17 protein-coding genes are annotated in these 20,866 nt (G+C 68.4%); 3 read left to right on the forward strand and 14 right to left on the reverse strand.

Annotated features, from left to right (window positions below):
* Window positions 1–119: 119 nt before the first annotated feature.
* From NHN26_RS13735 to NHN26_RS13750, 4 genes are read right to left on the reverse strand one after another with little or no spacing between them, the layout of a single operon-like run.
* Window positions 120–1,262, reverse strand: coding sequence for a hypothetical protein (locus tag NHN26_RS13735; RefSeq protein WP_253089973.1), 1,143 nt, complete (start codon window positions 1,260–1,262; stop codon window positions 120–122).
* On the reverse strand, window positions 1,259–2,206 hold the full coding sequence (locus tag NHN26_RS13740; RefSeq protein ID WP_253089974.1) for a PP2C family protein-serine/threonine phosphatase: 948 nt from the start codon (window positions 2,204–2,206) through the stop codon (window positions 1,259–1,261). The genes NHN26_RS13735 and NHN26_RS13740 overlap by 4 nt, the downstream gene beginning before the upstream one ends.
* Window positions 2,190–3,314, reverse strand: coding sequence for an FHA domain-containing protein (locus tag NHN26_RS13745; protein ID WP_253089975.1), 1,125 nt, complete (start codon window positions 3,312–3,314; stop codon window positions 2,190–2,192). Before NHN26_RS13745 ends, NHN26_RS13740 begins: the two co-directional genes overlap by 17 nt.
* A 49-nt stretch (window positions 3,315–3,363) precedes the next feature.
* Entirely contained in the window at window positions 3,364–4,641 is a 1,278-nt protein-coding gene (locus NHN26_RS13750; protein ID WP_253089976.1) for a serine/threonine-protein kinase, read from the reverse strand.
* Between the two features lie 365 nt (window positions 4,642–5,006).
* On the opposite strand from NHN26_RS13750, the gene NHN26_RS13755 reads away from it, so the two are divergent.
* Both NHN26_RS13755 and cls read left to right on the forward strand, forming a co-directional pair.
* Window positions 5,007–5,711: an endonuclease/exonuclease/phosphatase family protein gene (locus NHN26_RS13755; RefSeq protein WP_253089977.1), complete on the forward strand. Its 705-nt coding sequence runs from the start codon at window positions 5,007–5,009 to the stop codon at window positions 5,709–5,711.
* Window positions 5,712–5,765: 54 nt separating this feature from the next.
* On the forward strand, window positions 5,766–7,187 hold the full coding sequence (gene cls / locus NHN26_RS13760; protein ID WP_253089978.1) for a cardiolipin synthase: 1,422 nt from the start codon (window positions 5,766–5,768) through the stop codon (window positions 7,185–7,187).
* On the opposite strand, the gene arsJ is transcribed toward cls, so the two are convergent.
* The 10 genes from arsJ to NHN26_RS13810 all read right to left on the reverse strand — a co-directional run bounded on the left by arsJ (window position 7,184) and on the right by NHN26_RS13810 (window position 19,995).
* Entirely contained in the window at window positions 7,184–8,446 is a 1,263-nt protein-coding gene (gene arsJ, locus NHN26_RS13765) for an organoarsenical effux MFS transporter ArsJ (RefSeq protein WP_354595939.1), read from the reverse strand. The genes cls and arsJ overlap by 4 nt on opposite strands.
* Window positions 8,443–9,441 (reverse strand): ArsJ-associated glyceraldehyde-3-phosphate dehydrogenase, encoded by a 999-nt coding sequence (locus tag NHN26_RS13770; RefSeq protein WP_253089979.1) that lies wholly within the window; start codon window positions 9,439–9,441, stop codon window positions 8,443–8,445. Before NHN26_RS13770 ends, arsJ begins: the two co-directional genes overlap by 4 nt.
* The gene (locus NHN26_RS13775) at window positions 9,438–10,283 is read right to left on the reverse strand and encodes a metalloregulator ArsR/SmtB family transcription factor (RefSeq protein ID WP_253089980.1); all 846 of its coding nucleotides are present in this window, start codon (window positions 10,281–10,283) and stop codon (window positions 9,438–9,440) included. The genes NHN26_RS13770 and NHN26_RS13775 overlap by 4 nt, the downstream gene beginning before the upstream one ends.
* A 90-nt stretch (window positions 10,284–10,373) precedes the next feature.
* Window positions 10,374–12,149, reverse strand: coding sequence for an SLC13 family permease (locus NHN26_RS13780; RefSeq protein ID WP_253089981.1), 1,776 nt, complete (start codon window positions 12,147–12,149; stop codon window positions 10,374–10,376).
* A gap of 131 nt (window positions 12,150–12,280) precedes the next feature.
* Window positions 12,281–16,045 (reverse strand): methionine synthase, encoded by a 3,765-nt coding sequence (gene metH, locus NHN26_RS13785; protein WP_253089982.1) that lies wholly within the window; start codon window positions 16,043–16,045, stop codon window positions 12,281–12,283.
* Between the two features lie 88 nt (window positions 16,046–16,133).
* Window positions 16,134–16,640, reverse strand: a complete 507-nt coding sequence (gene cobU, locus NHN26_RS13790; RefSeq protein ID WP_253089983.1) for a bifunctional adenosylcobinamide kinase/adenosylcobinamide-phosphate guanylyltransferase — start codon at window positions 16,638–16,640, stop codon at window positions 16,134–16,136.
* 58 nt (window positions 16,641–16,698) lie between these two features.
* The gene (locus NHN26_RS13795) at window positions 16,699–18,057 is read right to left on the reverse strand and encodes a TRAP transporter large permease (RefSeq protein ID WP_253089984.1); all 1,359 of its coding nucleotides are present in this window, start codon (window positions 18,055–18,057) and stop codon (window positions 16,699–16,701) included.
* Window positions 18,050–18,568 (reverse strand): TRAP transporter small permease, encoded by a 519-nt coding sequence (locus NHN26_RS13800; RefSeq protein WP_253089985.1) that lies wholly within the window; start codon window positions 18,566–18,568, stop codon window positions 18,050–18,052. The genes NHN26_RS13795 and NHN26_RS13800 overlap by 8 nt, the downstream gene beginning before the upstream one ends.
* Window positions 18,568–19,608 (reverse strand): TRAP transporter substrate-binding protein, encoded by a 1,041-nt coding sequence (locus NHN26_RS13805; RefSeq protein WP_253089986.1) that lies wholly within the window; start codon window positions 19,606–19,608, stop codon window positions 18,568–18,570. The genes NHN26_RS13800 and NHN26_RS13805 overlap by 1 nt, the downstream gene beginning before the upstream one ends.
* A gap of 180 nt (window positions 19,609–19,788) precedes the next feature.
* Window positions 19,789–19,995, reverse strand: coding sequence for a cold-shock protein (locus NHN26_RS13810; RefSeq protein WP_132693150.1), 207 nt, complete (start codon window positions 19,993–19,995; stop codon window positions 19,789–19,791).
* 282 nt (window positions 19,996–20,277) lie between these two features.
* Here NHN26_RS13810 and NHN26_RS13815 point away from each other — a divergent pair, with 282 nt between their 5' ends.
* Window positions 20,278–20,667 carry a BrnA antitoxin family protein gene (locus NHN26_RS13815; protein ID WP_253089987.1) on the forward strand — a complete coding sequence of 130 codons (390 nt, stop codon included), beginning with the start codon at window positions 20,278–20,280 and terminating at the stop codon, window positions 20,665–20,667.
* Window positions 20,668–20,866 lie beyond the last annotated feature (199 nt).

A 20,866-nucleotide genomic window follows, 5' to 3' on the forward strand; every position in this document is an offset into this window, starting at 1 on the left:
CGGCTCCGCCCGAAACCGGCCGCGTCCCTGGGTGTTGTCGCAGCCGCAGAAACAATTTTTCCTGCCATGATGGCCTGAGCGTGGCGATCGCGTGGCGTTCACTGGGCGGTGCCTCCCGTTCAGTCGACCAGCCGCGCCTCGAAGCCGCGCCGCAATTGCAGCAACAGCGTCACCGCATCGGCCGCCGCGGTCTCGTTCTCCTCCAGGGTCAGCAGCAGCATCATCTCGTTGGCCTCCAGAACGTCGTCCGCCAGGTCGCCGGAAAGCCTCGCATCCTCGATGATCTTGCCCAGCGCCTCGGCGGCACGGGCACAACGCTCCAGCAGCGACCCGATCTCGTCGCGGGCATGTCCTTCGATCCGGTCGGGGAAATCCCGGCAGGAGCCGTCCAGCATCCGGATCGCCCGGGCCGAGAGGTCCGTCTCGGGCGCCGCCGAGATCCTCGCGTCGCCCGGCAGGTGGGGGCCGGGGGCCTGCGGTCCGAGCGGCAGGGCCGTGTCCTGGCCTGCCCTGCCTTGCGGCCCATCGCCCGGCCGGATCGGGCGTCCGGATGCGGGCCGTGCCGGGCCGTGGCGGCGCACGAACAGATTGGCGGCATCCAGATCGGCGCTGCGGCCCTGCTCGATCATGCGCGAGAGCGCCTCGAACAGGGCGGCGGCGCCGCTGCGGACATGCAGCGCCGGATCGGCGATCCCGGTGCCCGCCATGGCGGTGGCGGCCTGCAAGGTCGCGATCGGCAAGAGGCTGTGAAATTCGGTCTCGACCACCTCGCGCAGATCGTCGAGCCGGTCCTCCAGCACCCCTTCGCGCATCAGGGCGTCGGCCTTCGTCAGCACGAGAAAGGCGTGGTCCTTCAGGTTGTCGGGCACCCGTGCCCAGAACTGTGCCTCGCCATGGGCAAAGCCCTGGGTGCACCACAGGATGATGTCGGGCGAGGTCTGCTCGATCGCGCCCGCGCCGGGGATCCCGCTGCCCGGGGTCGGCAAGTCCAGCTCGATGACCGCGAGGTTGCGGAACAGCACCGACGGCGTTTCCACGGGCTCTCCCGGTGCGCCGACCGAGGGGAGCGCGGCCCGGCCGCAAATCAGGCGCGCGAGTTCGGACTTGCCGCTTCCGGCCGGTCCTGTCACCAGCAGCCGCAGCGGCGCGCTCAGCCGCCCCAACAGCCGCTTTCCGTATTCGCGTGCCTTGCGCGGCAGGTGATCGGACGCAAGGGTCGCGTCAAGCAGCGCCAGGACATCCGGTTCGGGTGTCGCGATCATTGCGTCCGCCTCCCCAGGGTCATCAGGAATCGCGCGGCCAGCGGCAGGGCGCGAAACGCTCCCCCCTGGCGCAGGTGCAGGAGGGAAAGCGCGGCGCGCTTGTGCGGCCGCTCGGCCGGGACGGGGTGATGGGGTGCGACGGCGGGCTGGCCGCCGCGGGCGACGACCCGGATCACGGAAAAGCAGACATTGTCCTGCTCGGGATCGCCCAGCGTTTCCAACTCGCAGAACAGCGCATTGGCGATCTCCGCGCTCGTGCGTCGCCGGTACTGGACCAGCAGCGCGCGCAGCCGTTCCCGCTCGATCGAGTCGAGCCCGTCACTGGCCGCGACGATGATGTCGCCCACCGCAAGGCCGATCGGCCGGTCGGGACAGTCGATCTGGTGGATCTCGGCCCCGGTCAGCGCCGAAGTCAGGCAGTTGCGGTCGGGATGGCGCCGCGCCTCGTCGGCGCTGAGCAGGCCCAGACGCATCATGTGGTCGATCTGCGGCGCGAGCGAATGGTCCTCGTTGATCTGGTGCAACTGTCCGTCGCGAAACAGGAACAGCGGCGAATCCCCGACCGAGAGCCAGAACAGCCGATCCCGCGCCACCGCCAGCGCGACAAGCGTCGTGCCCATGCCGGTGGTGGCGGCATGGCTGCGCACATGCGCGGCGATGCTGCCATTGGCCCCGCGCGTGGCCTCGCGCAGGATGCCGGGCGCATAGCGGATGAAGCGGTCGGGATCGTCGCTGCGCAGCTTCAGTTCGCTGAAGACCTCGGTCACCGCGATCCGGCTGGCGACGTCGCCCGCCGCATGGCCGCCCATGCCGTCGCCCAGCACCGCAAGCCCGATCTCGCCGCCGATCGTGAAATCGGCGATGATCGCGTCTTCCTGATGCTCGCGCCGCCCCTGGCCGATTCCGGTGGCCACGTCCAGGCGCAGGTCATCCGTGTTCGGCATCGCGCCGGTCCGTCGACCAGGTGAAGCCGGGGCCGCAGAAGGCCACGAAGCGCAGCGTGGTTTCGCCGATGCGGATCGTGTCGCCATCCGACATCTCCTCGGTGCTGAGCAGCGGCTGGCCGTTCAGGCGCACGATATTGACCTTGCCGCCCGAGCCGAGGAAGAACTGCCCCTGCTCATCGTCATAGGCCAGCAGCGCGTGGCCCGAGCGCGATATCGAGCTGTCGCCGAAATCAAGCCGCACGGTCTGGTCCGCGCCGCGCCCGATCTGCGAGACGCCCGCAAACAGGGTGAAATGCGCGCCGCGGCCGGGACCGTCGACCACCACCAGCCAGCCGACGGGAAAGCCGGGCACGGCGCCTGTCGACGGGCCGGGGGCGGCATCCTGCGCAAAGGGGTCCGCAACGGGGTCGCCGGCATGGCCGAAGCCCAGCAGCCGCGTGCGCGCACGGTTCGCCCCGCCGCCCGCGCGGCCTGCGGCGGGCGGGGGGGCCTCGAAGGCCGCGCCCTCGTCCGGTGCGCGCCCGTGCGCGATATCCGGGCGGTACTCGGCCGCCGGGGCGGCCGGGCGGGGCGGCTGGACGTCCGGCGATCCCGGCAGGCCGGCGCGGGCAGAGGCGGGCGGCGGGCGCTGGCGTTCGCCCTCGGAGAAGGTGGCGTGGTCCGGGGCCATCTGGTGGCCATGGGGTGCCGCGCCCCGGTCGTCGCCGGGGAAGAGAACGGGCCGGGCGCCGCCCGGCTGGCCCGTCGCGGTGGCGGAGGGGGCCTGGCGCTGCCCCTGCGGCGCAGGTCTTTCGGAGCCGGGCCAGCCCGGCGTCTGCGCGTAATCCGCCGCCGGATGGTCCAGATCGTCGTCGTAGAAGGCGTCGTCAATATCCTCCCCGGACGCGACATCAAGCTCGCCCAGCCTCTGGCGAAAGGCGTCCGGATCCCAGGACTGCGGCTGGAGGGTGCGCGTCACCGCCCGCGCGGCTCCGCGCGGCGTGGCTTGCGGCTCGGCCTCCGGCGCTTCGGGCGTGCTGCGGCGAAGCGGGGGGAACGGCTCGACATAATCATTGAACTCGTCGGCGTGCGGTTTGTCGCCGTTCTTGCGTCTGAGGAACTTCATGCCTCTGCCTTCCCTGCCTTCCACTTGCTGCGATTGTCGCCCGGCCCGCTCAGGGCCGCGCGGTAAGCCTGCGCGCCAGTCCCAGCAACAGGCCGAAGCCGCCCGCGCCGAGATGACGTTTGCGGCGCCTGGCTGCACGGCCGCCGTCCTCGTCCTCGTGCCCGGTCGCGCTGTCATCCGGCTCCGGAACTGTGCTCACGGACGCGCTCGCGTCCTCGTCCTCGTCGTCGTAAAGCGACCGCCACGCAAAGGCGGGCTTGCGCTCGGGCAGTTTCGGCGGCTCCGGGCGACGGGCCTGCGGCTCGCTTTCGGCGCGCTTGCGGGCTTCCATCACCGCGCGGTTCGTTTCCTCGACCAGCCGCGAGATCGACACCATCACCTCTTCGTCCATCGGCAGGACGCGTCCCTCGGCCGCCTGCCGCGGGCCGGTCTCGATCATCGCAAGCCATTCATGCGCCGATTGCGGCCGTTCCTTCGGCACCACGTTCAGCGCCTTGTCGATCGCGCCGAGGAAGGCGGGCGCATAGCCCGGCACCCGGCCCTTGAGCGGCTGGTAGGGATCGGGCTCGTTCGCGGCCAGCGCGGCCATCCGCTGCTGGCTGTCGGGCGGGGCCTTGCCGGTGATCAGGTGGCAGAAGGTCGCCGCAAGCGCATAGAGATCGCTGGGCGGACCCTGCTTGATGCCGGCGACGTAGAATTCCTGGGGCGAATAGCCGTCCTTGACCACCTGCAGACGCGACAGCACCCGGCTGCTGCGCGTGGCGCGTTCGCGGGCCGCCCCGAAATCGATCAGGACCGGGTTGCCGGACAGGTCGAGCAGGATGTTGTCGGGCGAGATGTCGCGATGCAGCAGGCTCTGGTCATGCACGAAGGCGACCGCGTCCAGCACCTTGATCAGGATCTCGCGGATTGCCTGGGGCGAGGGCGTCTCGCGCGGATCCTCGATGATCTCGAGCAGGCTTTTGCCCTCGATATAGTCGAGCGCCATGTAGGCGGTGGTGTTGTCCGAGAACACCTGATGCACGCCGACGATGCCCGGATGGTTCAGCCGCGCCAGCCGCCGCGCCTCGTCGATGAAAAGATCGACGATCGAATGGAATTCCTGGCTGAAGCTGCGCGAGCGGGCATGCACGTCCTGTCCGGCCCGCATGCACAGCGACTCGGGAAAGCACTCCTTGATCACCACGATGCGGTCGAGGCTGTCGCGAGCCAGATAGGTCAGGCCGAACCCGCCCGAGTTCAGGAAACGCTCGATCCGGTACTGGCCGTGCAGAAGCTCGGTGCCGGGCTGCAACTCCTCGGCCGGGCCATCCAGCTGCAGGGGCATCGTGATCTGGGGCACTGCATTCATCTTGGCGGCCTGGTTGCGCGATTCGGGGTTCAACGGGGGCGAAAGACACCTTGCCTTCTCGGATATGCGTGGAGTGTTCCCGAAAAGCTGGACCAAATCATGGCCCCGGGCATGGCGATTGCGGCGGAATTCGGGAAAGTCCGGGGATGTTTCGCAGCCCTGCCGGTTCCAAAGTCGCGCAAAGCCCCGAACGGGTGCCCGTTTCGCAACGGTCCGGGGCGATTGCGGCCGGTTCGCGCTCGGGCCGCCGGAGTTCTGCGCACCGGTTGTTTTCGACCGCCCGCAAGCCTACCTTTGCGCGCATGAGCCTCGCCGCGACGTTCCCGGTATCCGCCCCGCAAATGCACGCGCTGCGCGTGGCCAGCTACAACATACGCAAGGCGGTCGGGCTCGATTGGAAGCGCGACGCCGGGCGCGTGCTCGACGTGATCAACGAGATCGATGCCGATGCGGTCGTCCTGCAGGAGGCCGACAGGCGGCTCGGCGACCGGCCCGCCGCGCTGCCCCGCATGCTGATCGAGCGCGAGACCGATCTGGTCGTCGTCGATCTGGCCCGGAACGGCGTCAGCCTAGGCTGGCATGGCAACGCGGTCCTGGTGCGCCGCGGCACCGCGGTCATGGCCAGCGAGCGGATCACCCTGCCGGGGCTCGAGCCGCGCGGCGCGGTGATGGTGCGGATCGGCCAGCCGGACGGGCGCGCGATCACGCTGGTCGGCGTGCATCTGGCGCTGCTCAGGCGCTGGCGACGGCGCCAGCTCGAGGCCATCGGCGCGCGCTTCTGCGAGGATGAAAGCGCGCGCACCGTGATCCTGGGCGATTTCAACGAATGGTCCGAGGATCGCGGATTCGAGCCGCTGGCGGACCGCTTCCGGATCGTCGCGCCGGGCAAGACCTTTCACGCCAGCCGCCCGCGCGCCGGGCTTGACCGGATCGCGCATGGGCGCGGGCTGGCGCTGGCCGCGGCAGGCGTCCACGAAAGCCCGCGCGCGCGGATCAGTTCCGATCACCTGCCGATCTGGGCCGACATGGCGCACGCGCCGGACTGAACCCGCGACCACCCTGCGCTTGCCTTCCGCCCGCCCCGGGGCCAGCATCGTTCCATGCTGGAGCTTCTCATCCCCGTCCTTGTGCTGGCGCTCGAGGCCGCGGCGATCTGGGCGGCGCTTCGGGCGATCCGGATTTCGCGCACGCCGCAGGGCGCGGTGGGCTGGGTGGTGTTCCTGATCGCCGCCCCCTATCTGGCGCTGCCGATCTTCCTGTTCCTCGGCCATTGGCGGCTGCCGGGCTACATGACCGCGCGGCTGTCCTCGCAGACCTCGATCGCGGCACTGCCGGATTTCGAGACGGCCCGCCTCACCGACACCGCTAAGCTGCCGAAGGATCTGCAACGCGCGCTGGCAGGTTTCGAGGCGATTGCGGGACTGCGCGCGGTTTCCGGCAACGGGGTGCGCCCGCTGGTTGACGGGACCGCGACCTATGCGGCGATATTCGAGGCCATCGACCGGGCCGAACGCTTCGTTCTGGTGCAGACCTATATCCTGCGCGACGACGATCTGGGCCGCGAGTTGCAGCGCCGTCTGATCGCGCGGGCGCGGGCGGGCTGCACCGTCCGGCTGCTTTACGATGCGCTGGGCAGCCACCGCTTGCCCGCCGCGTTCAACGCCGCGCTGCGCGAGGCCGGCGTGGTCGTGGCCGATTTCCACTCGCTGCGCCGTCCGCACAGCCGGTTCCAGGTGAATTTCCGCAACCACCGCAAGATCGTCGTGGTGGACGGGCGCGAGGGTTTTCTGGGCGGGCACAATGTCGGGGACGAATACATGGGGCGCAACGCGCGCATCGGGCGCTGGCGCGATACCCATCTGGCGCTATCCGGCCCGGCCGTCGCGCAGTTGCAGCTGATCTTTGCCGAGGACTGGTTCTGGGCCACCGAGGAACGGCTGGATCACGACTGGCAGCCCGCCGCCGTGGCACAGGATCTCGATGTCCTGATCGTTGCCCCCGGTCCCGCCGACCGGCTGGAGACCGGAAGCCTGTATTTCTGCAACGCGATCCATGCCGCGCAGCACCGCATCTGGATCGCCTCGCCCTATTTCGTGCCCGATACCGACATCCTGTCCGCGCTGTCGCTGGCCGCGCTGCGCGGGGTGGATGTGCGCATCCTTGTCGCGGCCCGGCGCGATCACTGGCTGGTCTGGCTGGCCGCCTTCGCCTATTTCGACGAGATGCTGGAGGCCGGGGTGGGCATCTACCGCTATACCGACGGCTTCATGCACCAGAAGGTTCTGGTGGTGGACGAGGCGATGGCCTCGGTCGGCACGCTGAACCTTGACAACCGGTCCTGCCGGCTGAATTTCGAGGTGACGGCGCTGGTCTTCGAGCGCGATTTCGCCCGGACGGTCGCGGCGATGCTGGAGGCCGATTTCGCCCTCAGCGAGCCCCACACCAAGCGGCTGGCCGAGGCGGCGAACCCGCTGCAGCGCAGCGCCGCGCGGGTGGCACGCCTCTTCGCGCCGATCCTCTAGCCGGATTCAGCCGCTGGCTCGGGTCTCAGCCGCCCGGCCGCCAGCGCCGAGGCTGCGACCATCGCCGCCGCCGTGCCCAGCATCAGCGACAGCCCCCCCGCCTGATAGGTCAGCCCCGACAAGAGCGTGCCCATCAGCCGCCCGCCCGCATTGGCCATGTAGTAGAAGCCCACATCCATCGTCACCCGCTCGGCCCGCGTGAAGGCAAGGATCAGGTAGGAATGCAGCGAGGAGTTGATCGCGAAGACCGCGCCAAAGGCCAGAAGCCCCGCGACAAGACAGGCGGTCAGCCAGGGCGCGGGGCCGGGGGCAAACGCGGCGGCCAGCGCCAGCAGCGCGGGCACTGCCAGCAGGATCAGCGCCCAACGCCGTGCCGCGCCGATCAGCTCGGCCTCGGGCCGCCTTGCCGCGCCCAGCAGGCGGGGGGCTGCGGCCTGCACCGCGCCGTAAAGGATGATCCAGCCCGCCATGAACGTGCCGATCAGGAAGAAGGCGGCGCGATTGCCCTCGGTCGTGCCGTCCGACAGCACCGCGTAGAAATAGATCGGGATGCCGACGACGAACCACACGTCGCGCGCGCCGAACAGGAACACCCGCGCCGCCGACAGCCAGTTCACATTTGCGGATTTCGAGAAGACCTCGGAGAATTTCGCCCCCTTGCGCCCCTTCGGCAGGCCCGGCGGCATCGCGACCAGAACGGCCACAAGGATCACGGCCAGCACCGCCGCCATCGCCAGCACCGCCCAGACGAAGCCCAGTGTGGCCAGAAGTGCCGCGCCCAGCAGGAAGCCCAGCCCCTTGACCGCATTCTTCGACCCGGTCAGCAGCGCCACCCAGCGGAACAGCCCGCCATTCTCGGTGGGCGCCAACAGCTTGACCGCGGATTTGGACGACATCTTGGCCAGGTCCTTGGCCACGCCGGATGCCCCCTGCACCGCCATCACATAGGCGACCGACAGTCCGATCGCCCAGCCCGGATCAAGCTGCGCCAGCGCCAGCAGCGCCACCACCTGAAGCCCAAGCCCCGCGTAAAGCGTCGAGGTCAGCCCGAACCGCGCCGCGATCCAGCCCGCGGACAGGTTCGTGACCATCCCCGCGATCTCGTAAAGCACGAAAAGATAGGCCAGTTGCAGCGGCGAAAAGCCCAGGATGTGGAAATGCAGCAGCACCAGCATCCTTAGCGCGCCATCGGTCAGCATGAAGGCCCAATAGGCCGCGGTCACCGCGACATAGGCCGACAGGCCCTCGGGGCGGCTCACAGGCTGGCCCCCACCATCAGCGCGACGTCGACCAGACGGTGGGCGTAGCCCATCTCGTTGTCATACCAGGCATAGACCTTGAGCTGGGTGCCGTTGACCACCATCGTCGATGGCCCGTCCACGATGCCCGACCGCGTATCGTTGACGTAATCGGCCGAGACCAGCGGCCGGTCCTCGTAGCCCAGGATGCCCTTCAGCGGCCCCTCGGCGGCGGCCCTGAACAGCGCGTTGACCTCATCGGGCGTGACCGGGCGCTCCACCTCGAACACCGCATCGGTCAGCGAGGCGTTCAAGAGCGGCACCCGCACCGCATGGCCGTTCAGCCGCCCCTTGAGTTCGGGATAGATCAGCGTGATCGCCGTGGCGCTGCCCGTTGTCGTCGGGACCAGCGAATTCAGCGCCGACCGCGCCCGGCGCAGGTCCTTGGCGGGCCGGTCCACCATGGTCTGGGTGTTGGTCACGTCATGGATCGTGGTGATGACCCCGTGCCGGATGCCGATCGCCTCATGCACCACCTTGACCACCGGGGCCAGGCAGTTCGTCGTGCAACTGGCCGCGGTCACGATCCGGTGCCGGGCGGGGTCATAGGTGGCGTGGTTGACGCCATAGACGATATTCGCCGCATCCCCGTCCTTGACCGGGGCCGAGACCACCACCTTTTTGACGCCCGCCGCGAAATAGGGCGCAAGCGTCGCCTCGGACTTGAAGACCCCGGTGCAGTCGATCACCACGTCGACGCCCGACAGCGGCAGATCCTCGATCCGCGACGCCCCGACAAAGGGCAGCCGCACGCCGTCCACGCTGACGCTGTCGGCGTCATGGCCGAAACTGGCGGGCCAGCGGCCATGCACCGTGTCGAATTCCAGCAGATGCGCGTGCATCGCCGGATCGCCCACCGCGTCGTTGATCCAGGCGATCCGTGCGCCGCGCTCCAGCAGGGGGCGCAGCGCCAGCTTGCCGATCCGGCCGAGACCGTTCAGCGCGTAGACCGTCATTCCGACAGCCCCGCCACGTCGCGGGCGATGTCGTCCACCGCCTGTTGCAGCGCGACGCGGTCGAGCGTGGCGAAGGGCAGGGCGGCGAAGGTGACGATGCGGTTTCTCAGCGCCCCATAGGCGTGCTGGAAGGCCAGGCTTTTCTGCGCATCCGTCCCCTCGGCCTTGACCGGATCGGGCATGCCCCAATGGGCGGTCACGGGCTGGCCTTCCCAGGGGGGGCATTCCTCGTTCGCGGCTTGGTCGCAGACGGTGAAGACGAAATCCAGATGCGGGGCGTCCGGCCCGATGAACTCGGCCACGTTCTTGGCGCGCAGCACCGAGACATCGTGCCCCTTGTCGGTCAGCACCTTGACGGCAAAGGGGTTCAGTTCGGAATTGGGGATGGTGCCGGCCGAGAAGGCGTTGAACCGATCACCCGCCTCCTTGCGCAGGATCGACTCGGCAAAGATCGACCGGGCGGAATTGCCGGTGCAGATGAAGAGCACATTGTATTTCGGGTCGGCCATCGGGATGGCTCCTGTCTGGAGGGGAGAGACCATGGGCGAACAGAGATCCGGCCGCCCACGGCAACAGTCGAGGAAGAGGTAATCGAAGGTCTGTCTCACTGCCGTGACATCCGCGGAGTAACGCAGCGATGTTCCGTCCCGCGTCTGGGTCACCAGCCGCGCCCGCATCAGCGACGCGAGATAGGCCGACAGCGTCGAGGGCTTCAGTCCCAGCGCCTCGGCAATCTCGCCGGCGGCGACGCGGTCGGGGTAACGCCGCATCAACAGCCGGAAAATCGCCAGCCGGTGCGGATGGGCGAGGGCGGCGAGGCGGGTGGGAATCACTTCTTCCATATTTCGAGAATATTCGAAATATGGATTTCGGCAAGGGTTCCCGTCGGCCGCGATCCCCTTCGCCTTGCCGGTCGCGCCGACGCCCCTGCGTCAGAACGGAAAGAAGAGCGGGATCACCAGAACCGCGGTTGCCGCGAAGATCAGGTTCAGCGGCAGGCCGACCTTGATGAAATCGCTGAACTTGTAGCCCCCCGCGCCATAGACGAAGGTGTTGGTCTGATAGCCGATGGGCGTGGCGAAGCTGGCCGAGGCGGCGAACATCACCGCCAGGATGAAGGGGCGCGGGTCAAAGCCCAGCTCGACCGCCAGCGCGATCACGATGGGACCGACCAGAACCGCCACCGCGTTGTTCGACACCATCTCGGTCAACGCGCTGGTCAGCACATAGACCGCGGCCAGAACCGCCAGCGGCCCCAGCCCCCCGACCGCGCCCACCGCGCCCTTGACGATCACCTGCGCCGCGCCGGTCTGTTCCAGCCCCATCGACAGCCCCAGCATGCCGAAGATCAGGAACAGGATGCGCCAGTCGATGGCGTCGAATGCCTCCTCGGGATCGACGCAGCGGGTCATCATCACGATCACCGCGCCGATCACCGCCAGCCCGGCAATGTCCATCACGTCGAACGCCGCCAGCCCCATCACGCCCAGGATCGTGGCAATGGCGATCGGTGCCTTGGACCGCCGCGTGGCGCGTTCGGACGGGGCGGACAGGTTGATGATGCCACCATCCTCCATCAGCCGCTGGATGCCCTCGGGCGGACCTTCCAGCAGCAGCGTGTCGGCGAATTGCAGCCGCAGCTCGGGCAGGTCCTGCGAGATGTTCTGCTCGGCGCGGTGCACCGCCATCAGGTAGACGCCGTATTTCCGGCGCAGCTTCAGATCCTTGATCGGCCGCCCGCGCAGATGCGATTTCGGGCCGACGCTGGCCTCCATGGTGATGGTCTGCTCGGCGGTCACCGGGGCAAGGCCCTGGTCGTCCATGTCGCGGAATTCGACCTGGCCGTTTTCCTTCAGCCCCAGGATCTCGCCCGTGCCGGTCTTGAGAACCACCCGGTCGCCCGCCTCGAGCGTCAGTTCCGCCATGGTCCGCCGCATCGACACCTCGCCGCGCACCACGTCCAGGATGCGCGTTTCGGCCCGGTTGAAGGGCAGCTCCTTCAGCGGCTTGCCGACATATTTCGACCCCTGCGGGATCAGCAGGCGCGCCATGAACCGGCGCTTGCTCTCCTGGCCCAGAATGCTTGACAGCGAGGCGCGGTCGGGCAGCAGCCAGCGCCCGGCGATCATCATGTAAAGCATGCCCACCGACGCGAAGACCAGCCCCGGCAGCGTCATCTCGAACATGCTCAGCGGGGGCTGGCCGGCCTGTTCGGCAACCCCGCTCATCAGGATGTTGGTCGAGGTGCCCACCAGCGTCAGCGTGCCGCCGAAGATCGCCGCAAAGGACAGCGGGATCAGCAGCCGCGAGGGCGCCACCCCGACCGAGGCCGCGACCGAGATCATCACCGGCGTCAGCAGGATCACGACGGGCGTGTTGTTCATGAAGGCCGACGCCCCCATCGCCCCCACCATCATCAGCAGCATCGCCCGCAAGAGCGAGCCGCGCGCCTGCCGTTTCAGCAGATCGCCCAGCATCGCCACTACGCCGGTGCGTTCCAGCGCAGCCGAGATGATGAACATCATCGCGATGGTGATTGGCGCCGGAGAACTGAAGACCTTCAGGAAATCGCGGCTCTCCAGGATCCCCGTCGCCAGCAGCGCCGCAGACGCACCCAGCGCCGTGACCTCGGGCGGGTAGACCTCCTTGACGAAGCTCAGGAACACCACGGCCAGCAGCACAAGGACGAAGATCTGCTCAAGGCCCATGGGCGACTCACTCTCCGGCTGCGGCAATCCCTGCGAATAAGCTACGGGCACGGCGGCGATTTCAATCGCGAACCGGCGCCATGCCCGGTGCAGCAGCGCCGCTGGACCCGGCGCTGCTCACTCTGCGGGCGTCACTCGGCGGCCTGTGCCGTTCCCGCGTCCGCCCGGTAGTTCAGCACTGGCGCCAGCCAGCGTTCGGCCTCGGCCACGGGGATGCCCTTGCGGTCGGCGTAATCGGCGACCTGGTCGGCCTCGACCTTGCCGACACCGAAATAGCGTGCCTCGGGATGGCCGATGTAAAGCCCCGAGACCGAGGCCCCGGGCCACATCGCCATGCTGTCGGTCAGCCGGATGCCCACCGCGCGCTCGGCGTCGAGCAACTCGAACAGCGTGCGCTTCTCGGTATGGTCGGGCTGGGCCGGGTAGCCGGGGGCAGGGCGGATGCCTGCATAGGGCTCGCCGATCAGGTCTTCGGGCGCAAAGGCTTCGTCGGGCGCATAGCCCCAGAATTCGCGCCGCACCCGTTCATGCAGCCGCTCGGCCAGCGCCTCGGCGAAACGGTCGGCCAGCGCCTTGACCATGATCGCGCTGTAATCGTCATGCGCGTCCTCGAAGCGTTTGGCGATCCCGATTTCCTCGGCCCCGGTGGTCACGGCAAAGCCGCCCACATAATCGGGGACGCTGCCCTCGGGCGCCACGAAATCGGCCAGCGCGAGGTTCGGCACGCCGTCGCGCTTTGCTGTCTGCTGGCGCAGGCTGTGGAAGGTGGCCAGCACGTCGCGCCGCGTCTCATCAGTATAAACCCGGATATCGTCGCCGACGCTGTTGGCAGGCCAAAGCCCCAGCACGGCGCGGGGCCGGAACCAGCCTTCGGCCACGATCCTGGCCAGCATCGCCTGCGCATCGTCGAAAAGCGCACGCGCCGCCGCGCCCTTCTCGGGATCGTCCAGCAGGCGGGGGAACACCCCGCGCAATTCCCAGCTGTGGAAGAAGGGCGTCCAGTCGATATAGCGGGCCAGTTCCGCCAGATCCCAGTCGTCCAGAACCCGCGTGCCCAGCATCGCGGGCCGCACCGGCACATGGCCCGCCCAGTCCAACCGCAGCGCATTCGCCCGCGCCGTCGCCAGCGGCAGCCGCGCCTTGGCTGCCTCGCCGCGGGCATGTTTCTCGGCGATGTCGCGATATTCCTCGCGGATGCCCGTCACATAGCCCTCGCGCTGGCCTTCGGACAGCAGCGACGAGACAACGCCCACCGCGCGGCTGGCATCCGTGACATAGATCGCCTGCCCGCGCCGGTAGGAGGGCGCGATCTTGACGGCCGTGTGCACCCGGCTGGTGGTCGCGCCCCCGATCAGCAGCGGAATGTCAAATCCCTCGCGCTCCATCTCGGCGGCCATGTGAACCATCTCGTCCAGCGAGGGCGTGATGAGCCCCGACAGGCCGATCACGTCCACCCCTTCCTCGCGCGCGACCTTGAGGATCTTCTCGGCGGGCACCATCACGCCCAGGTCGATGATCTCGTAATTGTTGCAGGCCAGAACGACGCCGACGATGTTCTTGCCGATGTCATGCACGTCGCCCTTCACGGTCGCCATCAGCACCTTGCCCGCCGCCTGCCGACCGGAGCCCGCCTTTTCGGCCTCCATGTGGGGCAACAGCACGGCGACCGCCTGTTTCATCACGCGGGCCGATTTCACCACCTGCGGCAGGAACATCTTGCCCGCGCCGAACAGGTCGCCCACCACGTTCATCCCCGCCATCAGCGGGCCTTCGATCACGTCCAGCGGGCGGGTGGCGGCCAGCCGCGCCTCCTCGGTATCGGCCTCGATGAACTCGGTGATGCCGTTGACCAGCGCATGTTCCAGCCGCTTGTCCACGGGCAGTTCGCGCCAGCGCAGATCCTTTTCGCGCGCCGCGCCGCCGCCCTGGCCGCGGTAGCGTTCCGCGATCTCCAGCAGCCGCTCGGTCCCGTCCTTGCGGCGGTTCAGAACCACATCCTCGCAGGCTTCGCGCAATTCGGGGTCGATAGATTCATAGACCGCCAGCTGCCTGGCATTGACGATGCCCATATCCATCCCTGCCTTGATGGCATGGAACAGGAAGACCGCATGCATCGCCTCGCGCACGGGCTCGTTGCCGCGGAAGCTGAAGGACAGGTTCGACACGCCGCCCGAGACATGCACATGCGGGCAATCGGCGCGGATGCGGCGCGCGGCCTCGATGAAATCGCCGCCGTAATTGTCATGCTCCTCGATGCCGGTGGCCACCGCGAAGATGTTGGGGTCGAAGATGATGTCCTCGGGCGCCATCTCGGCCACCTCGGTCAGAAGCCGATAGGCGCGGGCGCAGATCTCGACCTTGCGATCCTCGGTATCGGCCTGTCCCGCCTCGTCGAAGGCCATCACGACGACCGCCGCGCCATAGGCCCGGCACAGTCGCGCCTGTTCCAGGAATGCCGCTTCCCCCTCCTTCAGCGAGATCGAGTTGACCACGGGCTTGCCCTGAACGCATTTCAGGCCGGCCTCGATCACCTCCCATTTGGAACTGTCGATCATCACCGGCACCCGCGCGATATCGGGTTCGGCGGCGACGAGGTTCAGGAAATCGACCATCGCGGCCTCGGAGTCGATCAGCCCCTCGTCCATGTTCACGTCGATGATCTGGGCGCCGTTCTCGACCTGATCGCGCGCGACATCCAGCGCGGCGGCATAGTCCTTTTCCTTGACCAGCTTGCGGAACCGGGCCGAGCCGGTGACATTGGTCCGCTCGCCCACGTTCACGAAGGGGATGTCGGGCGTCAGCGTGAAGGGCTCCAGCCCCGACAGCCGCATCCGGGGGGCGACCTGCGGCACCGTGCGGGGCGCGTGGCCCTCGACCGCACGCGCGATCGCCGCGATGTGGTCATAGGTCGACCCGCAGCAGCCGCCAACGACGTTCAGCAGCCCGTCCTTCGCGAAGCCTTCGATCAGCGCGGCCATCTCGTCGGGCGTCTGGTCGTATTCGCCCATCTCGTTCGGCAGCCCGGCGTTCGGATAGGCGCAGACCAGCGTGTCGGCCGCGCCCGCCAGTTCCGCCAGATGCGGGCGCATCGCATCCGCCCCCAGCGCGCAGTTCAGCCCCACGGTCAGCGGCCGGGCATGGCGCACCGAATGCCAGAAGGCGGTGGGCGTCTGGCCCGACAGCGTGCGCCCCGACAGATCCGTGATCGTGCCCGAGATCATCACGGGCAGCCGCAGGCCGGTTTCGGCAAAGACCTCCTCGCAGGCGAAGATCGCGGCCTTGGCGTTGAGCGTGTCGAAGATCGTCTCGATCAGGATCAGATCGACGCCGCCCGCGATCAGCCCGCGCAACTGCTCGCCATAGGCCAGCCGCAGATCGTCGAAGCTGACCGCGCGATAGCCCGGGTCGTTCACATCCGGGCTGATGGATGCCGTGCGGTTCGTCGGACCCAGCGCGCCCGCCACGAAGCGGCGCCGCCCATCCTCGGCCTCGGCCCGGTCCATCGCGGCACGCGCCAGCCGCGCGCCCGCCTCGTTCAGGGCAAGGACCCGATCCTCCAGCCCGTAATCGGCCTGCGCGATGGCGGTCGAGGAAAAGGTGTTGGTCTCGACGATATCCGCCCCGGCCATCGCATAGCGGTAATGGATGTCCTCGATCACGTCTGGCCGGGTCAGGTTCAGCAGGTCGTTATTGCCCTTCTGCGGCTTGTCGGAATGCACATGGCAGGCGCAGCCCCCGCCGCAGCCGGTGAAATCGCCCTCGCTCAGGCCAAGCTTCTGGATCTGGGTGCCCATCGCCCCGTCGAGGATCAGGATCCGTTCACGCGCGGCATCGCGGATCGCGTCGAAGACGGGCGACAGGGCAGGGCGGGCGGGGGGTCGGGCGTGCTGCGTCATGTGCGGCATCTAGACTGTCGCCCGCCCGCAGTCCACCTCATCTTCGTCACGATGATTATGAGCCGCAGTCATATAGACGCAGGGCGGCCTACTTGACCTTCAGCGGCAGGCCCGAGACCACGAATTCCACCTCGTCCGCCGCGCCCGCAACGCGCTGGTTCAGCCAACCCTGCGCATCGCGGAAGGCGCGCGCCAGCGCGTTCTCGGGCACGATCCCCATGCCCACCTCGTTCGAGACCAGCACCACCGGGCCTTGCTGGCGCGCCAGCGCCGCGACCAGCGCCGCGGCCTCGGGCTCCCAGTCGCGGCCCGCGAATATCAGGTTCGACAGCCACAGCGTCAGGCAATCGACCAGCCGCGGCCCGCGCCCGTCGGTCCGGTCAAGCGCACCGACCAGGTCCAGCGGTTCCTCGACCGTGACCCAGCCCGCGCCGCGCCGGGCGGCATGGCGGGCGATGCGCTCGCGCATCTCGGCATCGTCGGGCCGGGCGGTGGCGATATAGACCCGCTCGCCCGGCAGGGCAGAGACCCGCGCCTCGGCCCGGGTGCTCTTGCCCGACCGTGCGCCCCCCGTCACCAGAACGACATGACCCATGGCCCCCTCCGCTTGTCAGGGCCGTCCGTTAGCCCGCTCCGCTGCGCCCCGCAACCTTCTATCCGCCGACCATCCGCGGCAGCCACAGCACCAATGCCGGAAAGGCCAGCAACAGCCCGACCCGGATCAGTTCCGCCCCGAAGAACGGCGCGACCCCCTTGAAGGTGTCGATCATCGGCGTGTCCCGCGCCATGGCCGAGATCACGAAGACATTCATCCCCACCGGCGGCGTGATCAGCCCCAGTTCCACCACGACCAGCGCAAGGATGCCGAACCAGATCTTCAGATCCTCGGTGCTCATCCCGAAGCCCGCGCCCTCGGCCCCCTGCCACGGCCCGCCATTGATCGCGACCAGCACCGGCCAGAAGAACGGCACCACCAGAAGGATCATGGACAGGCTGTCCATAAGGCAGCCCAGCAGGATCAGCGCCAGCAGCACCAGAACCAGAACGGCCATCGGTGCCATGCCCGTTGCCAGGATCCACTCGGCCGCGGCCTGCGGCAGGCCCGCGCGGGACAGGAAGATCTTCATCAGTTCCGCGCCCAGCAGGATCAGGTAGATCATCCCGGTGATCGAGGCGGTCTCAAGCAGGGCGGCGCGCATCTCGCCCAGCCGCAGCCGTCCGCGCAGCGCGCCGTAAAGCCAGACCAGCGTCACTCCCACCGCGGCCCCCGGCGTGGGGTTGTAGAACCCCGCATAGATCCCCCCCAGCACCAGCGCAAAGATCCCCAGCACCGGCAGGACGCCCAGCGTGGCCGCGCGGAACTCGGCCCGATCCGCCGCCCCCGCCGCAGGCCCCGCGCCGGGGCGGATCGCGACATAGGCGGCGATGGTCAGCAGGAACAGCACCACGGCCAGCGCGGCGGGCAGCATCGCGGCCAGGAACATCGTGACGATATTCGCCTCGACGAGGATCGCATAGACGATCAGCACCACCGAAGGCGGGATCAGGATGCCCAGAACGCCCCCCGCCGCCAGCGTGCCGGTCGCCAGCGCGCCCGAATAGCCCGAGCGTTTCAACTCGGGCAGCGCGACCTTGCCCATGGTGGAGGCGGTCGCCAGCGACGAGCCGCAGACCGCCCCGAACCCCGCGCAGGCCGCGATCGCCGCCATCGCCGTGCCGCCGCGCATCCAGCCAAGCCAGGCATTGCCCGCCCGGAACAGCGCCGCCGACAGCCCCGCGCGGGCCGCCAGCGCGCCCATCAGCACGAACATCGGCACCACCGACAGGTCGTAGATCGAGAACTGCCCCCAGGCCAGCGTCTTGAGCTGGTTCAGCATCAGCGCAGGCCCGTTCAGCGCCACGATCCCGACGCCGCCCACCAGGATCATCGCATAGGCGATGGGCATGCGCAGCGCGATCAGCACGACCAGCGCCGCAAGCCCCGTCAGCCCCAGCGACAGCGCCTCAGCCATCGGCGCCCCGGCGCGCGGCGCGTGCATCCTCGAATAGCGTCACAAGGCTTGCCAGCGCCAGAAGCGCCAGCGAGACGAGGACCGGCACGAAGGCGATCCAGACCGGGAATTGCAGGATCGTGGTGGTGCTGCCATAGGCGCGCTGGTCGGCCATGCCCTGCGACATCCGCCACAGCAGCAGCGCGGCAAAGACAAGCGCCACGGCAGAGGCCACCAGCCCCAGCCGCGCCACCCAGCGCGGCGAAGCGCGCATGGTGAAGATGTCGGCGCTGACATTGGCGCGGGTCAACTGGCACCAGGGCAGGAAGGCGAAGACCGCAACCGCGACGCCAACCTGCGTCATCTCGAAATCGCCGGCAAAGGGCTTCCAGACCAGGCCGCCGATCACCGAGACCACGTTCATCGCGATCACCGCGACCAGCACCAGCCCGCCGATCAGCGCCCAACCGGTGACCAGCGCCGCGACCAGCGCGGCGAAGCCCCGCCGCCCGGCCAGCGCGGCGTCGCTCATCACTCGGTCCCGTGCTTCGCGATCAGGTCCCGCGCCCGGTCGACCAGCGCCGCCCCGTCGATGCCCCTGGCCGAGACATCCGCGATCCAGCGCTCCACCACCGGCTCCAGCACCGTGCGGAAGGCGGCGGTTTCCTCGTCGGTCAGGGTGACATGGGTCTTGCCCGCGGCCTCGGCCATGGCGATGCCGCCATCCTCGGTGCCGCGCCAGATGCGCCCCAGTTCGGCCAGCCAGTCCGGCCCCGAGGCATCGCGGAACGCCTGCTGGATCTCGGGCGGCAGGCTGTCCCAGCGCGCCTTGTTCATCGACATCTGGAAGGACAGCGTGCCCAGCCGGGTGCGGTCGGCCAGTTCGACATATTGCCCGGCCTGTTCCTGCAATTTCAGCGCGGGCACGATCTCGAACGGGATCAGCGCGCCCTCGACGACGCCCTTCGACATCGCCTGCGGCAGGTCGGGCACCGGCATCGCCACCGGCACCGCGCCCAGCGCCTCCAGCACCCAGGCGCCGGTGCGGGTGGGGATGCGCATCTTGCGGCCCGCGAAATCGGCCGGGCTGCGGATCGCGGCATCGCGCATCACGATCGCATGGCCGGCATGGACATGCAGGAACATCACCTCGACCCCGGGGAAATCGGGTTTCAGATCGGTTTCGAACATCTCGTGCAGGGCAAGGTTCGCAGCCCCGGGATCGTTGAGATAAACGAACGGCAATTCAATGACTTCGGTCCGCGGGAACAGCCCCGGCGTATAGCCGTTCGCGGTCCAGACCAGATCCACGACCCCGTCGCGCACCTGGTTGATCAGCTCGGGCGGGCGCCCGCCCAGCGTCATGGCGGGGTAGATCTCGATCTTCACCTTGCCGCCGGATTTCTCCTCGACCGCGCGGGCCCAGGGCTCCAGCGTCTCGGTCTGGGTGGGCGAATTGGCGCCGAGGAAATGGTGCAGCTTGAACCTGTGGTCCTGCGCAAGGGCTGCCCCGGCCGCCCAGAGCGTGGCGGCGCTCGCGGTCAGCGCTGCGGCCAAGTGATTGAGTTTCATGGATATCCCCCCTTGTCCGACGCACGGTCCGGCGCGGGCTGGACCGTTTTCGCGCAGCCCCCCGGCCGCTCCCTGTCACGCCGCTTGGGCCTACACCGAGTCCCGTTTCCGGTCAACGCGGCATGCGAAAAGGGCGCCCGAGAGGGGCGCCCTTTTGCCGTCAATTCAATGCCTTGGCGATCAGGCCAGCGAGATGTTCGTCGCGCTTTCGCGGCCGTCGCGGCCGGATTCGATGTCGAACGTCACTTTCTGGTTGTCGGCCAGGGTGCGGAGGCCGGCGCGTTCCAGGGCGGTGATGTGGACGAACACGTCCTTCTTGCCGCCATCGGGAGCGATGAAGCCGTAACCCTTTGTTTCGTTGAACCATTTCACGGTGCCAGTGGCCATCCGTCGTCTCCTTCGTGGTCTTCCGCTCGCACCATTGCAGCGGGCCGGCGCAGTCATGTGTCGATCGAGGAACTGCAGCCAGTGAAGGTAGACAGTGGTCGAAAGTCGTGAACTCGCAACGAGATAGTGCCTCATCGGCCGCCGTTTTGCAACATGATTTCGCCGCCCCCCGGTCAAGCCGCCGGTCAGATCGGATTTCCATCGGAATTCCATCGGACTTTCATCGGACCCGGCGCACGGCCCGCACAGGGCGCGTTAACCCTGCTGGGGCAGTCTGGCGCCATGACCGATCACATGTTCGACCCCGACCACATGATGGACCCCCACCCGATCCGGCCGCGCCCCGAGCGGCGGCTGGGCAAGCGCGAACTGCGCGACCTGGCCGCCGCACAAGAGGCGGTGATGCGGCTGCACATGTTCGTCTATGGCCGCGAGATGCAGGCGCTGCACGTCCCCGAGGCCTGGCACCTGTTGCCCGAGATCTACCCGGCGACGCCGAAGAAGGTGAAGGTCACCCTGCTGCTGGAGGAACCGGTGGCGAAGTTCTACCGCGCCAACGGGCGGGGCTACCAGGGGCTGATCAACGACGTGCTGAAGACCTATGCGCAGCTGCGGCTGGCCAAGGTGATCGAGGGGCTGGAGGACAAGGGGCCGAGCGGGGAGCCGGTGTGAGGGGGGGGCGGGGGTGGTGGGTTTCACCCACTCTGAGCTTGCCATGCTTTTCCTTGATTGCGCTCTTGAATGTAGCTGTCCCATCCCGGACGATCACATAGACCCTCGCCGCTCTGCGCTCTTCATGGCAAGATCGTTGCTGGGTGAGGTTCGGGACGCGGGGCGAGGATGCTGATTTCTCTTCACAAGCAGGCGACGA

Source organism: Rhodovulum tesquicola (assembly GCF_024128855.1).
Lineage (GTDB): Bacteria > Pseudomonadota > Alphaproteobacteria > Rhodobacterales > Rhodobacteraceae > Rhodovulum > Rhodovulum tesquicola.

Excerpts from the sequence above, each read along its gene's own strand:
- NHN26_RS13735 (WP_253089973.1), bottom strand. The coding sequence starts at position 1,262 with ATGATCGCGACACCCGAACCGGATGTCCTGGCGCTGCTTGACGCGACC.
- NHN26_RS13740 (WP_253089974.1), bottom strand. The coding sequence starts at position 2,206 with ATGCCGAACACGGATGACCTGCGCCTGGACGTGGCCACCGGAATCGGC.
- NHN26_RS13745 (WP_253089975.1), bottom strand. The coding sequence starts at position 3,314 with ATGAAGTTCCTCAGACGCAAGAACGGCGACAAACCGCACGCCGACGAG.
- NHN26_RS13750 (WP_253089976.1), bottom strand. The coding sequence starts at position 4,641 with ATGCCCCTGCAGCTGGATGGCCCGGCCGAGGAGTTGCAGCCCGGCACC.
- NHN26_RS13755 (WP_253089977.1), top strand. The coding sequence starts at position 5,007 with ATGCACGCGCTGCGCGTGGCCAGCTACAACATACGCAAGGCGGTCGGG.
- cls (WP_253089978.1), top strand. The coding sequence starts at position 5,766 with ATGCTGGAGCTTCTCATCCCCGTCCTTGTGCTGGCGCTCGAGGCCGCG.
- NHN26_RS13770 (WP_253089979.1), bottom strand. The coding sequence starts at position 9,441 with ATGACGGTCTACGCGCTGAACGGTCTCGGCCGGATCGGCAAGCTGGCG.
- NHN26_RS13775 (WP_253089980.1), bottom strand. The coding sequence starts at position 10,283 with ATGGAAGAAGTGATTCCCACCCGCCTCGCCGCCCTCGCCCATCCGCAC.
- NHN26_RS13780 (WP_253089981.1), bottom strand. The coding sequence starts at position 12,149 with ATGGGCCTTGAGCAGATCTTCGTCCTTGTGCTGCTGGCCGTGGTGTTC.
- metH (WP_253089982.1), bottom strand. The coding sequence starts at position 16,045 with ATGACGCAGCACGCCCGACCCCCCGCCCGCCCTGCCCTGTCGCCCGTC.
- cobU (WP_253089983.1), bottom strand. The coding sequence starts at position 16,640 with ATGGGTCATGTCGTTCTGGTGACGGGGGGCGCACGGTCGGGCAAGAGC.
- NHN26_RS13795 (WP_253089984.1), bottom strand. The coding sequence starts at position 18,057 with ATGGCTGAGGCGCTGTCGCTGGGGCTGACGGGGCTTGCGGCGCTGGTC.
- NHN26_RS13800 (WP_253089985.1), bottom strand. The coding sequence starts at position 18,568 with ATGAGCGACGCCGCGCTGGCCGGGCGGCGGGGCTTCGCCGCGCTGGTC.
- NHN26_RS13805 (WP_253089986.1), bottom strand. The coding sequence starts at position 19,608 with ATGAAACTCAATCACTTGGCCGCAGCGCTGACCGCGAGCGCCGCCACG.
- NHN26_RS13810 (WP_132693150.1), bottom strand. The coding sequence starts at position 19,995 with ATGGCCACTGGCACCGTGAAATGGTTCAACGAAACAAAGGGTTACGGC.
- NHN26_RS13815 (WP_253089987.1), top strand. The coding sequence starts at position 20,278 with ATGACCGATCACATGTTCGACCCCGACCACATGATGGACCCCCACCCG.